Raw genomic sequence first — 16282 nt, 5'->3', positions numbered from 1 at the left:
GCCATGCTTGCCCCATGTTCGTCGGCGTTGCCGGCACATGCCCAGGCAGTCGAGACCTTCGAGGCTGCAAGCGCGGGAAACCGTGCTGGTCGTTTCTTCCTACGGACCTACCGCGTCCATCCACGCCACCCACAAGGGACCTCTCCCTTGCGGGCGGGGAATCCCTTGTTTTTCCTCAAGGAGTTTCCCCATGGATCGTTCCCTCATCAAATCCATGATGCCTTCGCTGGTCGCAGGCCATGTGCCCCGCAACGTGCGGTCGTTCAAGTACCGCGTGTTCGATGATCAGCCGCTGTCCTCAACGCTGGGCTTCGCCATCGACCCCCAACCCTTCGACGGCAAGGTGGTCGCCGCGACCGACGATGCCATCGTCGTCAAGCTCAAGCCTTCCGAGTTCGCGGTGCTCGATCCCAGCCTGGTGACCACGGTTCCTGCCGAAGGCGCCAAGGTGCATGTCCAACCCTATGCCCGTCGTCGCTTCGACGGACTGCGCGCGGACACGCCGGAGGTCATCACCGAGGAGACTTCGGACGGCACGCCGTACACCATCACGAGGCACATCCTCGGCTCGGCGCCGGCCAAGCTGCCCATTCCCACGCCGCAGTGCATGGAGTTGGGCCAGCTCATCGAGCAGTTGGAGGAGATGCCGGCCCCCGATCGCTTCCGGCGCATCACCCACATGCTGGTGGATGCCGGTGCCCGCGACTTCACCTGGGTCGATCCCACGCCCTCCAAGATCATCGAGACCCCGCCGGCGATCAGCTTCACGGTCTCGACCGCGAAGTTCGAGGGCCGGGTGACGATCCTCTACGACCGCGGCGGAGACACCTACGTGGTGGAACTGCACCGTCAGAACGGTGAATCGGTCGAACTGGTCGATCGGCACGACGAGGTGTATTTCGACATGCTCGGCGAAGTGCTGGAGAGGCTCATCGACGACGGGCGCTGGCGCCAGATCGACGTGAGCATCCTCGACGCGAAAGCGGCCCGCAAGCGCCAGGCCGTCCCGGCATGACGCCCCGCAGCGAAACCGGGCGGTCCTGCGGCTGACCCGAGGCATCCGCCACGGCGTTCCAGCCGTTCCGGCCGCGTGCACTACAGGCCCTTCATCCCATCGGATGGAGGCCTTTCTCATTCTTCCACACAGGAGATTTCATCCATGTCACTGCGATTCAAAGGCGCTGACCTGCGCCCCGTGCTGACCGAAGCCATCGCCAATCAGGGGTCGTCTCAGAAAACGGAAAAAAATCGTACGCTAAGAGCCGAAGTGGGCCCTTTAGCAGCAATGCAAAGCTGCGATCAACGGGCAGGAAACATTGCCATGGTGCGCGTTGCACTCTCTCACTAGCGTCGACAGGGCCTCTTCCATCCGCGTGAGGTCCGCCATGCGTGCGCGCACATCGGCCAGCCGGTGAGCAGCCAGTTCGGCCGCCTCGCTGCAATGGGTGCCGTCCTCCAGTTTCAGGAGCTGGCCGACTTCATCCAGGCTGAATCCCAGGCGCTGGGCTGACTTCACGAACTTCACCCGCGCCACGTCCGCCTGCCCGTAGCGGCGGATGCGACCGTAGGGCCGCTCCGGCTGGGGTAGCAAGCCCTTGAGCTGATAGAAGCGGATCGTCTCCACGTTGACCCGGGCTGCCTTGGCGAAGGCCCCGATGGTCAGATTCTCTTGAGCGTTCTCCATGGCGCTTGACTCCGTAGTTGACTACGGAAGTAACGTTACAGCATCAAGCGAAGTCCCGGAAGGAGAACCTTATGTCGGAACCCAAGAACGGCTGCGGCGCACTGGCGACCGGCGGCGTCGCGGCCGTCCTCGCCTCGGCCTGCTGCCTCGGCCCCCTTGTCCTGGTCGCGCTCGGCTTCTCTGGCGCGTGGATCGGCAACCTGACCGTGCTGGAGCCGTATCGGCCGATCTTCATCGGCGCAGCGCTCATCGCGCTGTTCTTCGCCTGGCGCAGCATCTTCCGACCAGCCCATGCCTGCAAGCCCGGCGACGTTTGCGCCGTGCCCCAAGTGCGGACTGCCTACAAGGTGATCTTCTGGATCGTGGCCGCCCTGGTTCTGGTTGCCCTCGCGTTTCCCTACGTCCTGCCGCTGTTCTACTGAAAGGAGATCACCATGAAGAAACTCACCACCCTCACCACCCTCATCGCCCTGGCCGCCGCTCTAAGCGCGCCCGCCTGGGCTGCCACCAAGACCGTCACCCTGTCGGTGCCCGGCATGACCTGCGCCGCGTGCCCGATCACGGTCAAGACGGCTCTGTCCAAGGTCGCCGGCGTCGAGAAGGCCGAAGTCAGCTTCGAGAAGCGGGAGGCCGTCGTCACCTTCGACGAGGCCAAGACCAATGCCGACGCCTTGACCAAGGCCACCGCAAACGCGGGTTACCCGTCCAGCGTCAAGCAGTGAGGGCGTAATCATGGCCGAGGCGATCACCCTCCACATCGAAGGCATGACCTGCACGTCGTGCGCCGAGCACGTCCAGCAGGCTTTGACGAACGTGCCCGGCGTGCGCGCGGCCTCGGTGTCCTATCCGCAGCGGCAGGCCGAAATCGAGGCGGATGCAGGCGTGAGCGTGGCCCCGCTGGTTGCCGCAGTGGCCACGCTCGGCTATCGCGCACGGCTTACCGACACGCCGAACAAGCCTGCCGGCCTGCTAGACAAGGCGCTGGGCTGGCTCGGTGGCGAAACGAAGCATGTTGGCGGTGAACAAGCGCTGCACGTGGCTGTGATAGGCAGCGGCGGCGCGGCGATGGCGGCTGCCTTGAAGGCCGTGGAGCAAGGCGCCCGCGTCACGCTGATCGAGCGCGGCACCATCGGCGGCACCTGCGTCAATGTCGGCTGCGTGCCGTCCAAGATCATGATCCGCGCCGCGCACATCGTCCACCTGCGCCGCGAAAGCCCGTTCGATGCTGGCCTGCCGGCCGCAGCGCCCGCTGTACTGCGCGAGCGGCTGCTGGCCCAGCAACAAGGCCGCGTCGAGGAGCTGCGCCATGCCAAGTACGAAGGCATCCTGGCAAGCACTCCGGCCATCACCGTGCTGCGCGGCGAGGCCCGGTTCAGGGACACGCGCACGCTGACCGTGGCGACCGCTGACGGCGGCACGCACGAGGTGAACTTCGACCGCTGCCTGATTGCCACCGGCGCGAGCCCGGCGCTTCCGCCAATCCCGGGCCTTGCGGACACACCCCACTGGACCTCCACCGAGGCGCTGGAAAGCAGCTCGCTCCCCGAGCGGCTGGCCGTGATTGGTTCCTCCGTGGTGGCGGTCGAGTTGGCGCAAGCCTTCGCCCGGCTGGGCAGCCAGGTCACGATCCTGGCGCGCAGCACGCTGTTCTTCCGAGAAGACCCGGCCATCGGGGAAGCCGTAACAGACGCCTTCCGCGCCGAGGGCATCGAGGTGCTGGACCACACCCAGGCGAGCCACGTTGCCTATGCGGGCGGGGAATTCGTGCTCACCACCGGGCAGGGGGAAGTGCGCGCCGACAAGCTGCTGGTCGCCACCGGTCGCGCGCCGAACACGCGCAGCCTGAACCTTGAAGCGGCAGGCGTCGAAGTCAATGCGCAGGGAGCCATCGTCATCGACCGCGCCATGCGCACGAGCGCACCGCACATCTTTGCTGCCGGCGACTGCACCGACCAGCCGCAGTTCGTCTATGTGGCGGCGGCGGCCGGCACGCGCGCCGCGATCAACATGACCGGCGGCGACGCGGCGCTGGACCTGACGGCGATGCCGGCGGTGGTGTTCACCGATCCGCAGGTGGCGACCGTGGGCTACAGCGAGGCGGAAGCGCACCACGACGGCATCGAGACCGACAGCCGGCTGCTGACGCTCGACAACGTGCCGAGGGCGCTCGCCAACTTCGACACGCGCGGCTTCATCAAGCTGGTGGCGGAAGCTGGCTCAGGGCGGCTGATCGGCGTACAGGCGGTCGCGCCGGAAGCGGGCGAACTGATCCAGACGGCCGCGCTGGCGATCCGCCACCGGATGACCGTGCAGGAGCTGGCCGACCAGTTGTTCCCCTACCTGACCATGGTCGAGGGACTGAAGCTCGCGGCGCAGACCTTCAACAAGGACGTGAAGCAACTGTCCTGTTGCGCCGGATGAGGAAAAGGGAGGTGTTCGATGAACGCCTACAGCCGCGCCAACCGCCGCATCTACGCGGCCTTGTCCGATCCCCTGTCGGCCACCCACCGGCACCGCCTCGACGATCTGCTCAAGCGCCACGACAACGGCAAGACGACCTGGCTGGCCTGGCTGCGCCAGTCGCCCGTCAAGCCGAACTCGCGCCACATACTCGAACACATCGAGCGCCTCAAAGCCTGGCAGGCGCTCGACCTGCCTTCCGGCATCGAGCGGTCGGTGCACCAGAACCGCCTGCTCAAGATCGCCCGCGAAGGCGGCCAGATGACGCCCGCCGATCTGGCCAAGTTCGAGGCACAGCGCCGCTACGCGACCCTGGTGCGCTCGCCATCGAGGGCATGGCCACCGTCACCGACGAAATCATCGACCTGCACGACCGCATCCTGGGCAAGCTGTTCAACGCTGCCAAGCACAAGCATCAGCAGCAGTTCCAGGCGTCCGGCAAGGCGATCAACGCCAAGGTGCGGCTGGCCACCTCGATCAAGCAGGGCACGGTGACGGCCTCGCTGATGCTCAGGAAACTCGGCAGCTACCCGCGCCAGAACGGCCTGGCCGTGGCGCTGCGCGAGCTGGGCCGCATCGAGCGAACGCTGTTCATCCTGGACTGGCTGCAAAGCGTCGAGCTGCGCCGCCGCGTGCATGCCGGACTGAACAAGGGCGAAGCCCGCAACGCGCTAGCCCGCGCCGTGTTCTTCAACCGGCTGGGCGAAATCCGCGACCGCAGTTTCGAGCAGCAGCGCTACCGGGCCAGCGGCCTCAACCTGGTGACGGCGGCCATAGTGTTGTGGAACACGGTCTATCTGGAACGGGCCTCAAACGCCTTACGCGGTCACGGCCAGACTGTCGATGACGCCCTGTTGCAGTACCTGTCGCCGCTGGGCTGGGAGCACATCAACCTGACCGGCGATTACCTCTGGCGCAGCAGCGCCAAGATCGGCGCGGGCAAGTTCAGGCCGCTACGACCGCTGCAACCGGCTTAGCGTACGATTTTTTCCGTTTTCTGAGACGTCCCCAATCAGTGCCGCATTGTCCTGGTCAAGGATCAGGGCGTGTACTTCCTCGCCGAGCGTGGGGAGCGTCGCCCGGATGGGCGCCAGGCACTGCTCGCCTACGCCGTCGGATGCAACCCGGACACCGACCCGTTCGATGACTGGTGGCACCTCGCCGGCCGCGAGCTGGGCGGCGATGACTTCGCGGAGTATTTCGACCCGAAGGACGGCCTGTTCACGCGCCTCCAGCACTCGGCGGACGATCTCGTGCTTTCCGCCACCGCCACGCACCTGTCCTTAGCAGTGGTGCCTCCCGCCTGACGCGGCAACCGCCTCGCAGCCCCCGCATCGGGGGCCTTCTTTTGTTCGCACCGCCGCCATCGCCGCGCGTGCGCGTTTGTCTCCAGCCGCCGAGGCACGCCCCGCCGGCCACAACGCCGGCATGCCACCGGAGACAACCGCATGAACACGCCATCGACCTCGCCGAGGCTGCACCTCCTACCGGTGTCGCTGCGCACGGCCAATGCATTCGTTCTGTCGCACCATCGCCACCACCGCCCGGTCCAGGGCGCGAAGTTCGCCCTGGCCGTCACGCTGAGCGACAGCGACCTGATCCACGGCGTGGCCATTGTCGGCCGCCCGGTCGCGCGGCACCTGGACGCTGGAAGTCACGCGGCTGTGCACCGACGGCACACCCAGCGCCTGCAGCAAGCTCTACGGCGCGGCCTGGCAGGCGGCAAGGGCGCTGGGCTACATACGCCTGCTCACCTACACCATGCCCGACGAAGGTGGCGCCAGCCTGCGCGCCGCCGGCTGGCGGCTGATCGGCGCGCGCGGTGGCGGCGCCTGGAGCCGTCCCGGCCGTCCGCGCGCCGATACCCCCGAGCACCTGCGCGGCGCCAAGTGCCTGTGACAGGCGCCGGGTGGCGCGGACAAAGGGAAGCGCCCGGGTGCCGATTGATTGCTGCCGCGCGCGCGAGGCCCCGCCATGCTGGCCCCATGCCTGCTGACGTCGTCAGCGACATGCCAGGCAACCATCGGTCTTCGAGGTTGCGGCGCAGTTCCCACTGCGTGACCGAGCCAGCTCGCACCGCATCCTTCCGCGAGCGGCCACCAGCCTCTGGTGGCGGATGCTTTCGCCTTATCAACCCACCGCGGGGTCACGCACCTTCCCCGCATGCGTGGGCCGGTGTGTCTCCGCTTCATCCCAATGGAGATTCACCATGAACACCACGTCCAACGAGAAATCGTATTTCGACCTCCACACCTCGGGCATCGGCTACATCCAGCGTGTCCGTGAAGTGCCCGTCCGGGGCGGCCGCCGTGCGCAGCCTTTCCTGGCATGCACCATCGCCGCGCTGGTCGGCCCCGCCCGGGACCCCAGCTACCGCTACTTCGACGTCAAGGTCTCGGGTGCCGAGGCCAAGAAGCTCGTTCAGCGCTACATCGGCGTTGACGATCCCAAGCAGCGCCCGCTGGTGCGCTTTCGCCTCGGTGACCTGTGGGGCGATGTGTACATCCGCGACAAGGGTGAGCAGAAGGGTCAGGCCGCCGCGTCCCTCAAGGCGCGACTGCTCAAGGCCGAACTGATCGACCGGGCCGAACTGGCTTCGATCGAGCAGCACGAGTTGATCACCCGCGGCATCGGCTATCTCAATCGTGTGAAGGACGTCACCCCAAAAGCTGGCGACTCGTTCCTCTCTTGCACCGTCGCGGCACTGGCCGGGCCTGTCGATGAACCGGAGTATCGGTACTTCGACACCATCGTCGCCACCCCGGAAGCCGAGCACCTGGTTCGCCGGTGCGTTCAGGCCGTCGAGGGTGACCGCAAGGTGCTGATCGCCTTCCGTCTGAACGACATGAAGATCGATCCGTACATCCGCACCAAGGGTGAGCACGCCGGGGAACCGGCCGCCAGCCTGGAATCGACGCTGGTCCACATCGGTCTCATCAAGATCGACGGCACCCAGGTCTATCCGACGAGCCAGGCGCAAGCCGAGGCGCCGCCGGCCGAAGACGCATCCGCGTCCGAAGCCGACGATGCCATCGACACGGCCACCGAGCCCGCCGAGCGCGAGCCCGAGGCGCAAGTCCAGGAGCAGGAGCCGGCATTGGCTGCTTCGTTCTGATCCGGCACGGCCTCTCACGGGGCCTTGTCGCTTTTCCTCCCCACGTACGCCGCGTCCCCAGGACGCGTGCTTGCGCATTTCATCCCCCGAGTTCCGCGTGGTCTCACGGCCACGCGGTTGTCGAATTTCTCAAAGGAGATCAGCCATGTCTCTGGTATCCCGCTTTGCTCCGCAATCCCCGATCCTGCGCTCTGATCGCCCACTCTCGGACGACCGCATTCGTGCCGTCGTTCCGTCGATCTTCGCCGACGCTCCACATGGGAGCCGGTCCGATCGGTATGCCTACATACCGACCTCGACCGTGCTGACCAAGCTGCGCCAGGAGGGCTTCGAGCCCTTCATGGTGTGTCAGACGCGCGTGCGCAACGAAGACCGGCGCGAGTACACGAAGCACCTCATCCGACTTCGCCATGCAAGCCAGATCAACGGCGACGAGGCGAACGAGATCATCCTGCTCAACAGCCATGACGGCACGAGCAGCTATCAGATGCTCGCCGGCATGTTCCGGTTCGTCTGCCACAACGGCCTGGTTTGCGGTGACACCACCGCAGACATCCGCGTTCCCCACAAGGGCGACGTGGCCAGCCAGGTGATCGAAGGTGCCTACGGAGTCCTCGAAGGTTTCGAGCGCGTGCATAACGCGCGCGATGCGATGCGCACCATCACCCTCGATGAGGGCGAAGCGGAGGTCTTTGCGAACTCTGCGCTCGCACTCAAGTACGACGATCCGGCCAAGTCCACGCCTGTCACCGAGAGCCAACTGCTGGCCCCTCGGCGATGGGACGACCGCAAGAACGACCTGTGGGCCGTCTTCAACCGCGTCCAGGAGAACCTAGTCAAAGGGGGCCTGAACGGACGCACGGCCAACGGCCGCAATCAGCGCACCCGTCCGGTGCAAGGCATCGACCAGAACCTGCGCCTGAACCGGGCGTTGTGGCTGCTGGCCGAAGGCATGCGCCAGCTCAAGGCGTGATGCCACGCGGACCTCGCCCACCTCGGGCGAGGCCATTTCCTCTCATCCACCGGGTGCCGTCGGCGGCCCGTCATTCATCATCAGGAGAACCATCATGGCAACCCCATCGGCTTCCGAGAAATCTGTTGCGCCCATCGTCGTCCCCGGCCAGCTCACGCTGCGTACCATCCGCGGCAAGAACGGCCCGTTCACGGTTGGCCGCCTCGCGACGCACCTCGGTACTTTCGAGGTCAAAGACCCGGAGCTGGAGCAGTACCCCGAAGGCAAGTACGACGGGGAATTCATCATCAGGTACATCTTCCCGAAGTCCTATCCGGTCGGCGGCGGCATGCGGTTCGAGATCCGTGCCAGCCTCGACGGCATGACGCTCAACGGCATCGACAAACTCAGCCGCGACGAAGCCCGCAGCTTCGCCACCCAGGACGTCGATCCGCTCGATGAAGAGCAAGGGGCGCAGCCTGCGGCAACGCCGGCCAAGCCCACCAAAGCGTCCAGGCCCGCCAAGCCCGCACCCGTGCAGGCGTCCGCGGACCCGCTGGTCGATACCACGCCCTTCGGCGTGGATGCGCCACCGCCTGCTACGGCCGCTGCCCCCGGCAGCACCGAAGACGGTGACGCCGCGCTCTTCGGCCTGCTGTGGCCGCTGGGCGAGTCCGTGAAACTGGATTCGACCATCGACCGCCGCACCCTGCGCGCGCAGATCGCCCGCCTGGGCGAGCTGGGCTACGCGCTGGACTTCAAGACGCAGGAGTGGAGCCGCCAGGCCGAACCAAAACCTGCGTGATCGCAGACGCCGCATGCGCGGTGTTCTTCATCCACCCGCCGGGGTTCCTTTCCCATGCGGGGGAGGCCCTGGCCATTTTCTGGAGGTCTCCATCATGTCCACCATCGCTTGCGATACCCCGCGTTCAACGCTGGATGAACCCGCGTGGCGGGACCTTTGCAAAGCGGCCGCCGCACACGCCCAGCGCGGTTGCGGCTTGTCCTACGACCACTACGTGACGCTCTTCAGTTCGGCGATCGACGCACAGGCCAATCGTTTGCCGGATGAGCAACGTGCTCAGGCTCTCGAAATCGCGGCCCAGGAATGGGACTACGCAACACCTGCCGAACGGCAGGAAACCCAGGACTGGAATGCGGAGCATGGCTATTGCTCGCACGGGATCGAGTTCGGCTACTGCCCGGCCGGTTGTGATCGAGACGATGACGACTGGGATTGAGGGCGACGCATAGGTTCCTTCGCCGCAGATGCGGCATTCCATCACCCGCTGGGGGTTCTTCCCCACGGGGAGGCCTTCAGCTCAACTTTTCGAGGAGGCCTCTCATGGGCTGGTATTTCTCAAACCAATCGCGGTCCGAACTGATCGCGGAACTGATCGCACCGCAAGAGACCGAGCGCGCCAGCGTCAAGGTCATCGCTCACACCCTGCGCGGCAACGTGCTGTGGTCCGTCGCCGAAGTGACCGCCAAGGTCGAAGGCGTGCATCGTGATCTCGCACCGGGCCAGTCCCTGCGCTACATCCGCTGCGATCTGCTTGAACGAAGCGGCGGCCAGTGGGGCTACAAGTCCTTGGACGAGTCCATGCACCCGTACTACTACACGTGCCCGCTGTCCTATCTGGACCTCGCACCGGAGCAGTCCGCCGACTGGCGTGCAGGCGTTCGCGCCTACCACGCCCGGCGGCGCACACCCACGGCATCCGCGGCATCCGCCGCGGCGTCGATGGCCTGAGCCAGGAGGAACCGACATGGACCCGATCCTGGCAACGCTTCCGCCCTCGTTGCTGGCACTCGTTGAAGGGAGTTTGTCCAACGACGAAGTGTCCTCCGACGAGGAAATGCTGGCGTACTTCATCGACAACGGCCTCACCGAGGACCAGGCACGGCAGGCACTGACCTACCGCGACCAGTACCTCAACAACATCTACCTGGAAGGCTTCACGCCGATCACTTCGGCGGACGAGCCGCTTCACTTCAACCCGCACACCCGGCAGTTCGAGCCGGACTGAGCGGTTTTCTTCCACCCCCTGGGGCAGTACTTGCCCCAGCGGGCGGTGCTGTTCCCGTTCATCCGAGGACACCACCATGCCCGCAAACACTTCTTCCACGCTGTACCGCATCGACGAATGCCCGGACGTGATGGCCGACGCCTGCGTCGGCGATGACCAGGGCAACCTGATCTTCCTGTCCATCTGGGCGCGGGACACCGCCGTCCAGCAGTTCCTCGCTCGCCTGACCCTCGGGCGCGACGAGCAGGGACTGGACCAGTTCCACGTCATCACCGACCAGGGCGGCAGCGTCCCGGTATTCATCGGCAACGTCGATCGCCTGGAAAAGCGCATCACGCGCGCGTACCGGCGGACGCTGTTCGGCTCGCTGTCCAACGTGTGGCTGTTCGACCGGCGCTGCGTCAAGCCCGACAAGGCCAACGCCAGCGCATTGGCACTGCTGCCACGCGACAGCGCCCACAGGCTTGACCGCCTGTGGATGCTGGTGCGGGACACCTGCCCGTTGCCGCTGCTCGATCACTGGCGCGAGACCGTGCTGGAACTGCTGCAAACCCGCGAGATGCTGGCCCGCCTTCCGTTCGCCCTCGGGCCGCTGGAAGGCCATCGGCTCGCCATCGACGTGCCGGCGCTGACCCTGGCGCTCGGCTCCCTGATCCGCAGCGACGCGCTCACCGCCTATCCGTATCCGGCCAAGATTTGGACGCCGGAAGCGGTAGCGGCTTGACCCACCCTCGGAGGCACGCCTTGGCGTACTTCCGTGTTTCATCCCCGCCAACCAGGAGACTTCCATGGCCCTCATGTTCCCGCGGCTCGCCCGCAATTTCGTCAAGAACGGATATTTCCCGACCGACGAACCCACGCTCGAAAGAGCGCTCAACGCACTGATGCCCAGCGACGGGCCGATGTGCATCCTCGATCCCTGCGCCGGCGAAGGCGTGGCGATCGCCGAAGCCGCCCATGCCCTCGGGCGCGAGCAGGCAAAGGCGTTCGCCGTCGAGTTCGACGCGGAGCGGGCGCGCCATGCCCGCGGCCTGGTCGATCACTGCCTGCACGCGGACCTGATGGACACGATGGTCTCCAAGCAGTCCTTCGGGCTGCTCTGGCTCAACCCGCCGTATGGGGACCTGTCCAAGGACGTCAACGGCAACATCGGCTATCAGGGCCAGGGCCGTGCCCGCCTTGAAAAGCTGTTCTACCAGCGCACGCTCTCGCTGCTGCAATACGGCGGCGTGCTGGTTTTCATCGTCCCCGGCTACGTGCTCGACGCGGAGTTGGTCGGCTGGCTGACGCGCCACTACACGGACCTGCGCATCTACCGAGCGGTGGAGACGCAGTTCAAGCAGGTGGTGATCTTCGGACGCCGGGTGCGCCAGCGCGAGCAGGTGCCCGATGGCGTCAAGGCCGTGCGCAATCTGCTGTTGCAGGTAGGGCAAGGCGAAGTCGAAGCCGAGGAACTGCCGAGCGAGTGGCCGTTCCTGCCGTACATCGTCCCCGCCAGCCCGGCCGAGCCAGAGCATTTCTTCCGCGTGACGATGGAGCCCGAGCAGTTCGCCGATGAGGTTGGCAGGCTGCAAGGCTTGTGGCCATCGCAGGACACGCACCTGGGGGCTGCGCAGCAATCGCTGCGTCCACCGGCGCGGGCCTTGTCCCGCTGGCATCTCGCCCTGGCTCTGGCCGCGGGTGCGATCTCGGGGGTTGTGCGCTCCAAGACCGGGCGCGTGCTCGTCGTCAAAGGTGACACCCACAAGGACAAGACGCTCCAGCGGGAGTTCACCGAACGCGAAGACGGCTCCATCGCCGAGACCCGCATCCTCACCGACAAGTTCGTTCCCGTCATCCGCGCGTGGGACATGACACCTGGCTCCGCGACACGGGGCGAGGTGTTGACCATTCGCTGATCCACCGGACGCGCTGCCGTCCTGCTGTACCAACTCGAAGGAGAAACACCATGATCCCCAATCCGTTCAAGCGGCCTGCGCCGCACAAGCAACCGTTGTTCGCACCGAGTACGTTGAAGTTGAGCGAGAAGGTGCATTGGCTGGCCCGGCGAGGCCTGATCGACCCCTTGGCCTATGTCCAGCGCCATGTGCGCGGGGACTGGGGCGAGATCGATGAGGCCACACGCCAAGCCAACGACGTGGCGATCCAACAGGACAACCTAATGATCTCGCAGTTCAGGATCACGCCGGACCTGGCGCTGATCGTCAAGACCAGCGAGGACCACCAGACCACGGTGGTCCAGCTTCCCGAAGAGCGGGACCTGATCTGAGGCCCCACATCGTCATCCTCATCCACCTGACGGAGCCACTTCACTCCGGCAGGGGTGTCGTGGCTCAATGACTCATCAAGGAGGAGCCCATGGCATCGCATCGCATCGAAACCTACTGCCAGCGGCTGGCGTTCCCCATCGGGGCGCTCATCTTCAGCAGAGGTGTAGACCGCCTGGTCCGCGCGGGTCGCCTGGACCCGATCCCGTACTTCAGGCGCCACACCCGTGGCGACTGGGGCGACGTCAACATCCAGCAATGGCAGACGAACAGCAGCGCGCTTCAATCGGGCGCGTCGCTGGAATCGCACTACGTGATCCATCCGGGGCTCGCCATTCGCATCGTCACCGATTCGCAGCGCTGCGCAACCGTCATCGTGCTTCCGTCCGAAGACTGAGCACGGTTCACCTGCGGGCCGCCCAGGCCAGCACCTTCAACCACCCTCAGCCACGCGTCGATTCTCTTCCCACCACGGGGCATGCCATTGCCCCGCTGGGGGTGGTGCATGCCCCATTTTTCTTTGGAGCATCACCATGTCCCTCGATCTCGAAACCACTGCCGCTGAATCCGCGCCCGTACAGGGCGAACTGCTCGACGCGGAATCTTCCCCTCTGACCCTGAGCCTTCAGGATTTTGTCGGCGAGTTCGGCGACGAACTACTCGACGCCCTCAACAGCGCTAATCCGCCGGTCTATACCGGCCAACCGCAGGCGCACCGGCAACTGGTGGTCGCCAGCCTCAAGCGCAAGCTGTTCCCAGCCCAGGCCGAAGTCGTCCACGCCGCCGCCGAGCTGCTGATCGACCGTGGCGAACGTGCTGCGATCGTCAATGGCGAGATGGGCTGCGGCAAGACGACCGTCGGCATTGCCACGGCCGCCGTGCTCAACGCCGAAGGCTATCGCCGCACTCTGGTGCTGTCGCCGCCCCACCTGGTTTACAAGTGGCGGCGCGAGATCCAGGAGACGGTGGCCGGTGCCAAGGTGTGGGTACTCAACGGGCCGGATACGCTCGTCAAGCTCATCAAGCTGCGCGAGCAGTTGGGCGTGCAGCCCACGGGCCAGGAGTTCTTCGTCCTGGGGCGCGTCAGGATGCGGATGGGCTTTCACTGGAAGCCTGTCTTCACCACGCGGCGCACCCGCCACGGCGACGTGGCGGCCTGCCCGGACTGCGGCACGGTCATCACCGACCTCGACGGCGAGCCGGTCAACCCGATCGCGCTCCAAGCCGAGGAGTGCCGCAGGAAGTGCGGCCACTGCGCCGCGCCCCTGTGGACACTGATCCGCCCGCGCAGTCTGTCCGGCAGCGACCAGTCCTCGGCCGTGCTCAAAGCCTTAAAGCGCATACCGACCATCGGAGAGGTCACCGCGCAGAAGCTGATGCAAAAGTTCGGTGACGGGTTCCTGGCGTCGATGCTCGGCGACAACATCCATGAGTTCATCAACCTCATGGATGGCAACGGCGAGCTGGTGTTTTCCGACCGTCAGGCCACGCGCATGGAACGTGCGATGGCCAACATGGAGTTCGGCTTTGGCGAGGGCGGCTATCAGCCGTCCGAGTTCATCAAACGCTACCTGCCGCAAGGCACGTTCGACCTGCTCATCGCCGATGAGGCACATGAGTACAAGAACGGGGGCAGTGCCCAGGGCCAGGCCATGGGCGTGCTGGCGGCGAAGGCTCGCAAGACCTTGCTGCTGACCGGCACGTTGATGGGCGGCTACGGGGACGACCTGTTCCACCTGCTGTTCCGAGCCCTTCCGGGGCGGATGATCGAAGACGGCTACCGCCCGACCACGAGCGGCAGCATGACCTCGGCTGCGATGGCGTTCATGCGCGATCACGGGGTGTTGAAGGACATCTACTCCGAGAGCACCGGCACGGCGCACAAGACGGCCAAGGGCACCAAGGTATCGGTGCGCACGGTCAAGGCCCCGGGGTTTGGCCCCAAGGGCGTGCTGCGCTGCATCCTGCCGTTCACGATCTTTCTCAAGCTCAAGGACATCGGTGGCAACGTCCTGCCGCCGTATGACGAGGAGTTCCGTGAAGTCGCGATGGACACGGCGCAAGCCGCGGCCTACCGCGATCTGGCGGGTCGGCTGACCGCGGAGCTGAAACAGGCTCTGGCGCGACGCGATACGACCTTGCTGGGTGTGGTCCTCAACGTGCTGCTGGCCTGGCCGGACTGCTGCTTCCGGTCGGAGACCGTGGTGCATCCGCGTACACGCAATACCTTGGCGTTCGTCCCGGCTCAGTTCAACGAGTTCGAGATCAGCCCCAAGGAGCGTGAGCTGATCGACATCTGCAGGGAAGAGAAAGCACAGGGCCGCAAGGTTCTGGCCTACACGGTCTATACCGGCACGCGCGACACGACTAGCCGGTTGAAGGTATTGCTGGAGCAGGAAGGCTTCAAAGTGGCGGTACTGCGCGCAAGCGTGGATGCCAGCCGCCGCGAGGACTGGATCGCCGAGCAGTTGGACCGTGGCATCGACGTGCTCATCACCAATCCCGAGCTTGTCAAGACGGGATTGGACCTGTTGGAGTTTCCGACGATCGTGTTCATGCAGTCGGGCTACAACGTGTACTCGCTCCAGCAGGCGGCACGCCGCTCCTGGCGTATCGGGCAGAAGCTGTCCGTGCGCGTGATCTACCTGGGCTACGCCGGCTCCTCGCAGATGACCTGCCTGGAGCTGATGGCCAAGAAGATCATGGTCTCGCAGTCCACTTCGGGCGATGTACCCGAATCGGGGCTCGATGTCCTGAACCAGGATGGTGATTCCGTGGAGGTCGCATTGGCCCGGCAATTGGTAACTGCGTGATCTGCTGTCTGCCGGCATCCTTTCGGGGGTGCCGGCATTTTTCTAGGAAATTGCTGTTCGGAGGATTCGATCACCGCCCCGGTCCCAGCGCGGGGAAGGCTAAACTGATTAGACAATACCGAGACTCAAGGAGGCACTATGGCTATGGTGATCGAAGCAGCATATGCAGATGGTACTGGTGCAGCCAACGCACTGCATATGTCTCAGGCGCAGTGGGAAGAGTTGCAACGGGCGTACTGCATCGGTGATCTGCTGATGCCTTGCTGCAACGCTCCAGCGATTCCCAAGGTTAGTGCTAATGGGTACCCCTTCTTCGCGCATCTAGGAGGTGCGTGCAGTACTTCCGAAGAAAGCCAATGGCACCTGGCGGCCAAGATACTTGTGCGCAGCGTGCTTGAAGATCTTGGATTCCGTGCCTCGGTTGAAATGCCGGGTTCGGGTGATGCAGGTCGCTGGCAGGCTGATGTCTGGGGTGAGCGCAATGGGGTTAGGTTGGCTGTCGAGATCCAAAGATCGTATCAGTCGCTCCGTGACTACCGTAAACGCCAAGAGCGGTACCGCGAGGCGGGCATCAAGTCTCTTTGGTTGCTGCGGCAGGAGCGATATAGCACTCTCACCAAGAGCATGGGAAAGGAGCGTCTGCGCACCGAGTTTGGGGGCAAGTTCCCTTCGGCTGGCCACTTCGGCCCGTGCCTTTCTGACCTGCCGGTCGCGATGCTTGAGCTAGATCCGGCCCCAACGGTCAAGGGTGCCGGATTCTTCAACGCAACCCTTCCAAACATACTTGAAGCAGTGCTTAGTGAGCGCTTTCTTTGCATCAACGGTCTATGGTGTATCGATAACCTAGACTCGATGAATAACGCCGCCAGACTCTCGCGCGAGCGTTTCGCAGCCAATCGCTTGGCTGCAAAGATGTAGCTCGACTGTGGTGTTGCTCGACATGCGCCGACGCAGCACCGAC

19 protein-coding genes and 2 pseudogenes are annotated in these 16282 nt (G+C 65.0%); 20 read left to right on the top strand and 1 reads right to left on the bottom strand.

Annotated features, from left to right (window positions below; genetic code table 11):
- Positions 1-190: 190 nt before the first annotated feature.
- The gene (locus tag L6D80_RS04940; RefSeq protein ID WP_003098941.1) at positions 191-1015 is read left to right on the top strand and encodes a hypothetical protein; all 825 of its coding nucleotides are present in this window, start codon (positions 191-193) and stop codon (positions 1013-1015) included.
- Positions 1016-1276: 261 nt separating this feature from the next.
- Here the strand turns inward: L6D80_RS04940 and merR are convergent, their stop codons facing one another.
- Entirely contained in the window at positions 1277-1684 is a 408-nt protein-coding gene (gene merR / locus L6D80_RS04935; RefSeq protein ID WP_003098939.1) for an Hg(II)-responsive transcriptional regulator, read from the bottom strand.
- Positions 1685-1755: 71 nt separating this feature from the next.
- On the opposite strand from merR, the gene merT reads away from it, so the two are divergent.
- The 19 genes and pseudogenes from merT to L6D80_RS04845 all read left to right on the top strand — a co-directional run bounded on the left by merT (position 1756) and on the right by L6D80_RS04845 (position 16239).
- Positions 1756-2106 (top strand): mercuric ion transporter MerT, encoded by a 351-nt coding sequence (gene merT / locus L6D80_RS04930; RefSeq protein WP_003116827.1) that lies wholly within the window; start codon positions 1756-1758, stop codon positions 2104-2106.
- Between the two features lie 12 nt (positions 2107-2118).
- Positions 2119-2406, top strand: a complete 288-nt coding sequence (gene merP / locus L6D80_RS04925) for a mercury resistance system periplasmic binding protein MerP (RefSeq protein WP_003116826.1) — start codon at positions 2119-2121, stop codon at positions 2404-2406.
- Between the two features lie 10 nt (positions 2407-2416).
- On the top strand, positions 2417-4105 hold the full coding sequence (gene merA, locus L6D80_RS04920) for a mercury(II) reductase (RefSeq protein ID WP_003098932.1): 1689 nt from the start codon (positions 2417-2419) through the stop codon (positions 4103-4105).
- A gap of 18 nt (positions 4106-4123) precedes the next feature.
- Complete coding sequence (locus L6D80_RS30505) at positions 4124-4639, top strand: Tn3 family transposase (RefSeq protein WP_003098931.1); 516 nt, start codon at positions 4124-4126, stop codon at positions 4637-4639.
- Positions 4603-5121, top strand: a pseudogene (locus tag L6D80_RS30500) (Tn3 family transposase); the annotation flags it as partial. The gene L6D80_RS30505 and the pseudogene L6D80_RS30500, both read left to right, overlap by 37 nt.
- Before the next feature lie 45 nt (positions 5122-5166).
- A complete protein-coding gene (locus tag L6D80_RS04910) occupies positions 5167-5451 on the top strand; it encodes a DUF3085 domain-containing protein (RefSeq protein WP_031629745.1) in 285 nt (94 codons plus the stop codon).
- A 141-nt stretch (positions 5452-5592) separates the two neighbouring features.
- A pseudogene (locus tag L6D80_RS30230) lies at positions 5593-6043 on the top strand (XF1762 family protein).
- A 310-nt stretch (positions 6044-6353) separates the two neighbouring features.
- A complete protein-coding gene (locus tag L6D80_RS04900; RefSeq protein ID WP_003116825.1) occupies positions 6354-7259 on the top strand; it encodes a DUF3577 domain-containing protein in 906 nt (301 codons plus the stop codon).
- Between the two features lie 145 nt (positions 7260-7404).
- A complete protein-coding gene (locus tag L6D80_RS04895) occupies positions 7405-8232 on the top strand; it encodes a DUF932 domain-containing protein (RefSeq protein WP_003116824.1) in 828 nt (275 codons plus the stop codon).
- A 94-nt stretch (positions 8233-8326) separates the two neighbouring features.
- Entirely contained in the window at positions 8327-9016 is a 690-nt protein-coding gene (locus L6D80_RS04890) for a DUF3275 family protein (RefSeq protein ID WP_003116823.1), read from the top strand.
- Between the two features lie 94 nt (positions 9017-9110).
- Positions 9111-9452: a hypothetical protein gene (locus L6D80_RS04885; protein ID WP_003116822.1), complete on the top strand. Its 342-nt coding sequence runs from the start codon at positions 9111-9113 to the stop codon at positions 9450-9452.
- A gap of 104 nt (positions 9453-9556) precedes the next feature.
- Positions 9557-9964: a hypothetical protein gene (locus L6D80_RS04880; RefSeq protein WP_003116821.1), complete on the top strand. Its 408-nt coding sequence runs from the start codon at positions 9557-9559 to the stop codon at positions 9962-9964.
- A 16-nt stretch (positions 9965-9980) separates the two neighbouring features.
- Positions 9981-10241, top strand: a complete 261-nt coding sequence (locus L6D80_RS04875) for a hypothetical protein (protein WP_003090124.1) — start codon at positions 9981-9983, stop codon at positions 10239-10241.
- 76 nt (positions 10242-10317) lie between these two features.
- Positions 10318-10965: a hypothetical protein gene (locus L6D80_RS04870; protein ID WP_003116820.1), complete on the top strand. Its 648-nt coding sequence runs from the start codon at positions 10318-10320 to the stop codon at positions 10963-10965.
- A gap of 64 nt (positions 10966-11029) precedes the next feature.
- Positions 11030-12139, top strand: coding sequence for a DUF6094 domain-containing protein (locus L6D80_RS04865; protein ID WP_003116819.1), 1110 nt, complete (start codon positions 11030-11032; stop codon positions 12137-12139).
- 50 nt (positions 12140-12189) lie between these two features.
- On the top strand, positions 12190-12510 hold the full coding sequence (locus L6D80_RS04860) for a hypothetical protein (RefSeq protein ID WP_003116818.1): 321 nt from the start codon (positions 12190-12192) through the stop codon (positions 12508-12510).
- Between the two features lie 89 nt (positions 12511-12599).
- Entirely contained in the window at positions 12600-12905 is a 306-nt protein-coding gene (locus L6D80_RS04855; protein ID WP_003116817.1) for a hypothetical protein, read from the top strand.
- Positions 12906-13041: 136 nt separating this feature from the next.
- Positions 13042-15321 (top strand): helicase-related protein, encoded by a 2280-nt coding sequence (locus L6D80_RS04850; RefSeq protein ID WP_176512831.1) that lies wholly within the window; start codon positions 13042-13044, stop codon positions 15319-15321.
- Positions 15322-15459: 138 nt separating this feature from the next.
- Positions 15460-16239, top strand: a complete 780-nt coding sequence (locus L6D80_RS04845) for a competence protein CoiA (RefSeq protein ID WP_017640418.1) — start codon at positions 15460-15462, stop codon at positions 16237-16239.
- The last annotated feature ends 43 nt before the right edge of the window (positions 16240-16282 follow it).

It is taken from the genome of Pseudomonas ceruminis (assembly GCF_021602025.1).
In the GTDB taxonomy this organism is placed as follows: Bacteria; Pseudomonadota; Gammaproteobacteria; order Pseudomonadales; family Pseudomonadaceae; genus Aquipseudomonas; species Aquipseudomonas ceruminis.
Note: the sequence above shows the minus strand (reverse complement) of the source record. Positions and strands in the feature narration are given on the sequence as shown.

Bases quoted from the DNA above. Each gene is read 5' to 3' on its own strand.
- L6D80_RS04940 (WP_003098941.1), top strand. From the start codon at position 191: ATGGATCGTTCCCTCATCAAATCCATGATGCCTTCGCTGGTCGCAGGC.
- merR (WP_003098939.1), bottom strand. From the start codon at position 1,684: ATGGAGAACGCTCAAGAGAATCTGACCATCGGGGCCTTCGCCAAGGCA.
- merT (WP_003116827.1), top strand. From the start codon at position 1,756: ATGTCGGAACCCAAGAACGGCTGCGGCGCACTGGCGACCGGCGGCGTC.
- merP (WP_003116826.1), top strand. From the start codon at position 2,119: ATGAAGAAACTCACCACCCTCACCACCCTCATCGCCCTGGCCGCCGCT.
- merA (WP_003098932.1), top strand. From the start codon at position 2,417: ATGGCCGAGGCGATCACCCTCCACATCGAAGGCATGACCTGCACGTCG.
- L6D80_RS30505 (WP_003098931.1), top strand. From the start codon at position 4,124: ATGAACGCCTACAGCCGCGCCAACCGCCGCATCTACGCGGCCTTGTCC.
- L6D80_RS04900 (WP_003116825.1), top strand. From the start codon at position 6,354: ATGAACACCACGTCCAACGAGAAATCGTATTTCGACCTCCACACCTCG.
- L6D80_RS04895 (WP_003116824.1), top strand. From the start codon at position 7,405: ATGTCTCTGGTATCCCGCTTTGCTCCGCAATCCCCGATCCTGCGCTCT.
- L6D80_RS04890 (WP_003116823.1), top strand. From the start codon at position 8,327: ATGGCAACCCCATCGGCTTCCGAGAAATCTGTTGCGCCCATCGTCGTC.
- L6D80_RS04885 (WP_003116822.1), top strand. From the start codon at position 9,111: ATGTCCACCATCGCTTGCGATACCCCGCGTTCAACGCTGGATGAACCC.
- L6D80_RS04880 (WP_003116821.1), top strand. From the start codon at position 9,557: ATGGGCTGGTATTTCTCAAACCAATCGCGGTCCGAACTGATCGCGGAA.
- L6D80_RS04875 (WP_003090124.1), top strand. From the start codon at position 9,981: ATGGACCCGATCCTGGCAACGCTTCCGCCCTCGTTGCTGGCACTCGTT.
- L6D80_RS04870 (WP_003116820.1), top strand. From the start codon at position 10,318: ATGCCCGCAAACACTTCTTCCACGCTGTACCGCATCGACGAATGCCCG.
- L6D80_RS04865 (WP_003116819.1), top strand. From the start codon at position 11,030: ATGGCCCTCATGTTCCCGCGGCTCGCCCGCAATTTCGTCAAGAACGGA.
- L6D80_RS04860 (WP_003116818.1), top strand. From the start codon at position 12,190: ATGATCCCCAATCCGTTCAAGCGGCCTGCGCCGCACAAGCAACCGTTG.
- L6D80_RS04855 (WP_003116817.1), top strand. From the start codon at position 12,600: ATGGCATCGCATCGCATCGAAACCTACTGCCAGCGGCTGGCGTTCCCC.
- L6D80_RS04850 (WP_176512831.1), top strand. From the start codon at position 13,042: ATGTCCCTCGATCTCGAAACCACTGCCGCTGAATCCGCGCCCGTACAG.
- L6D80_RS04845 (WP_017640418.1), top strand. From the start codon at position 15,460: ATGGCTATGGTGATCGAAGCAGCATATGCAGATGGTACTGGTGCAGCC.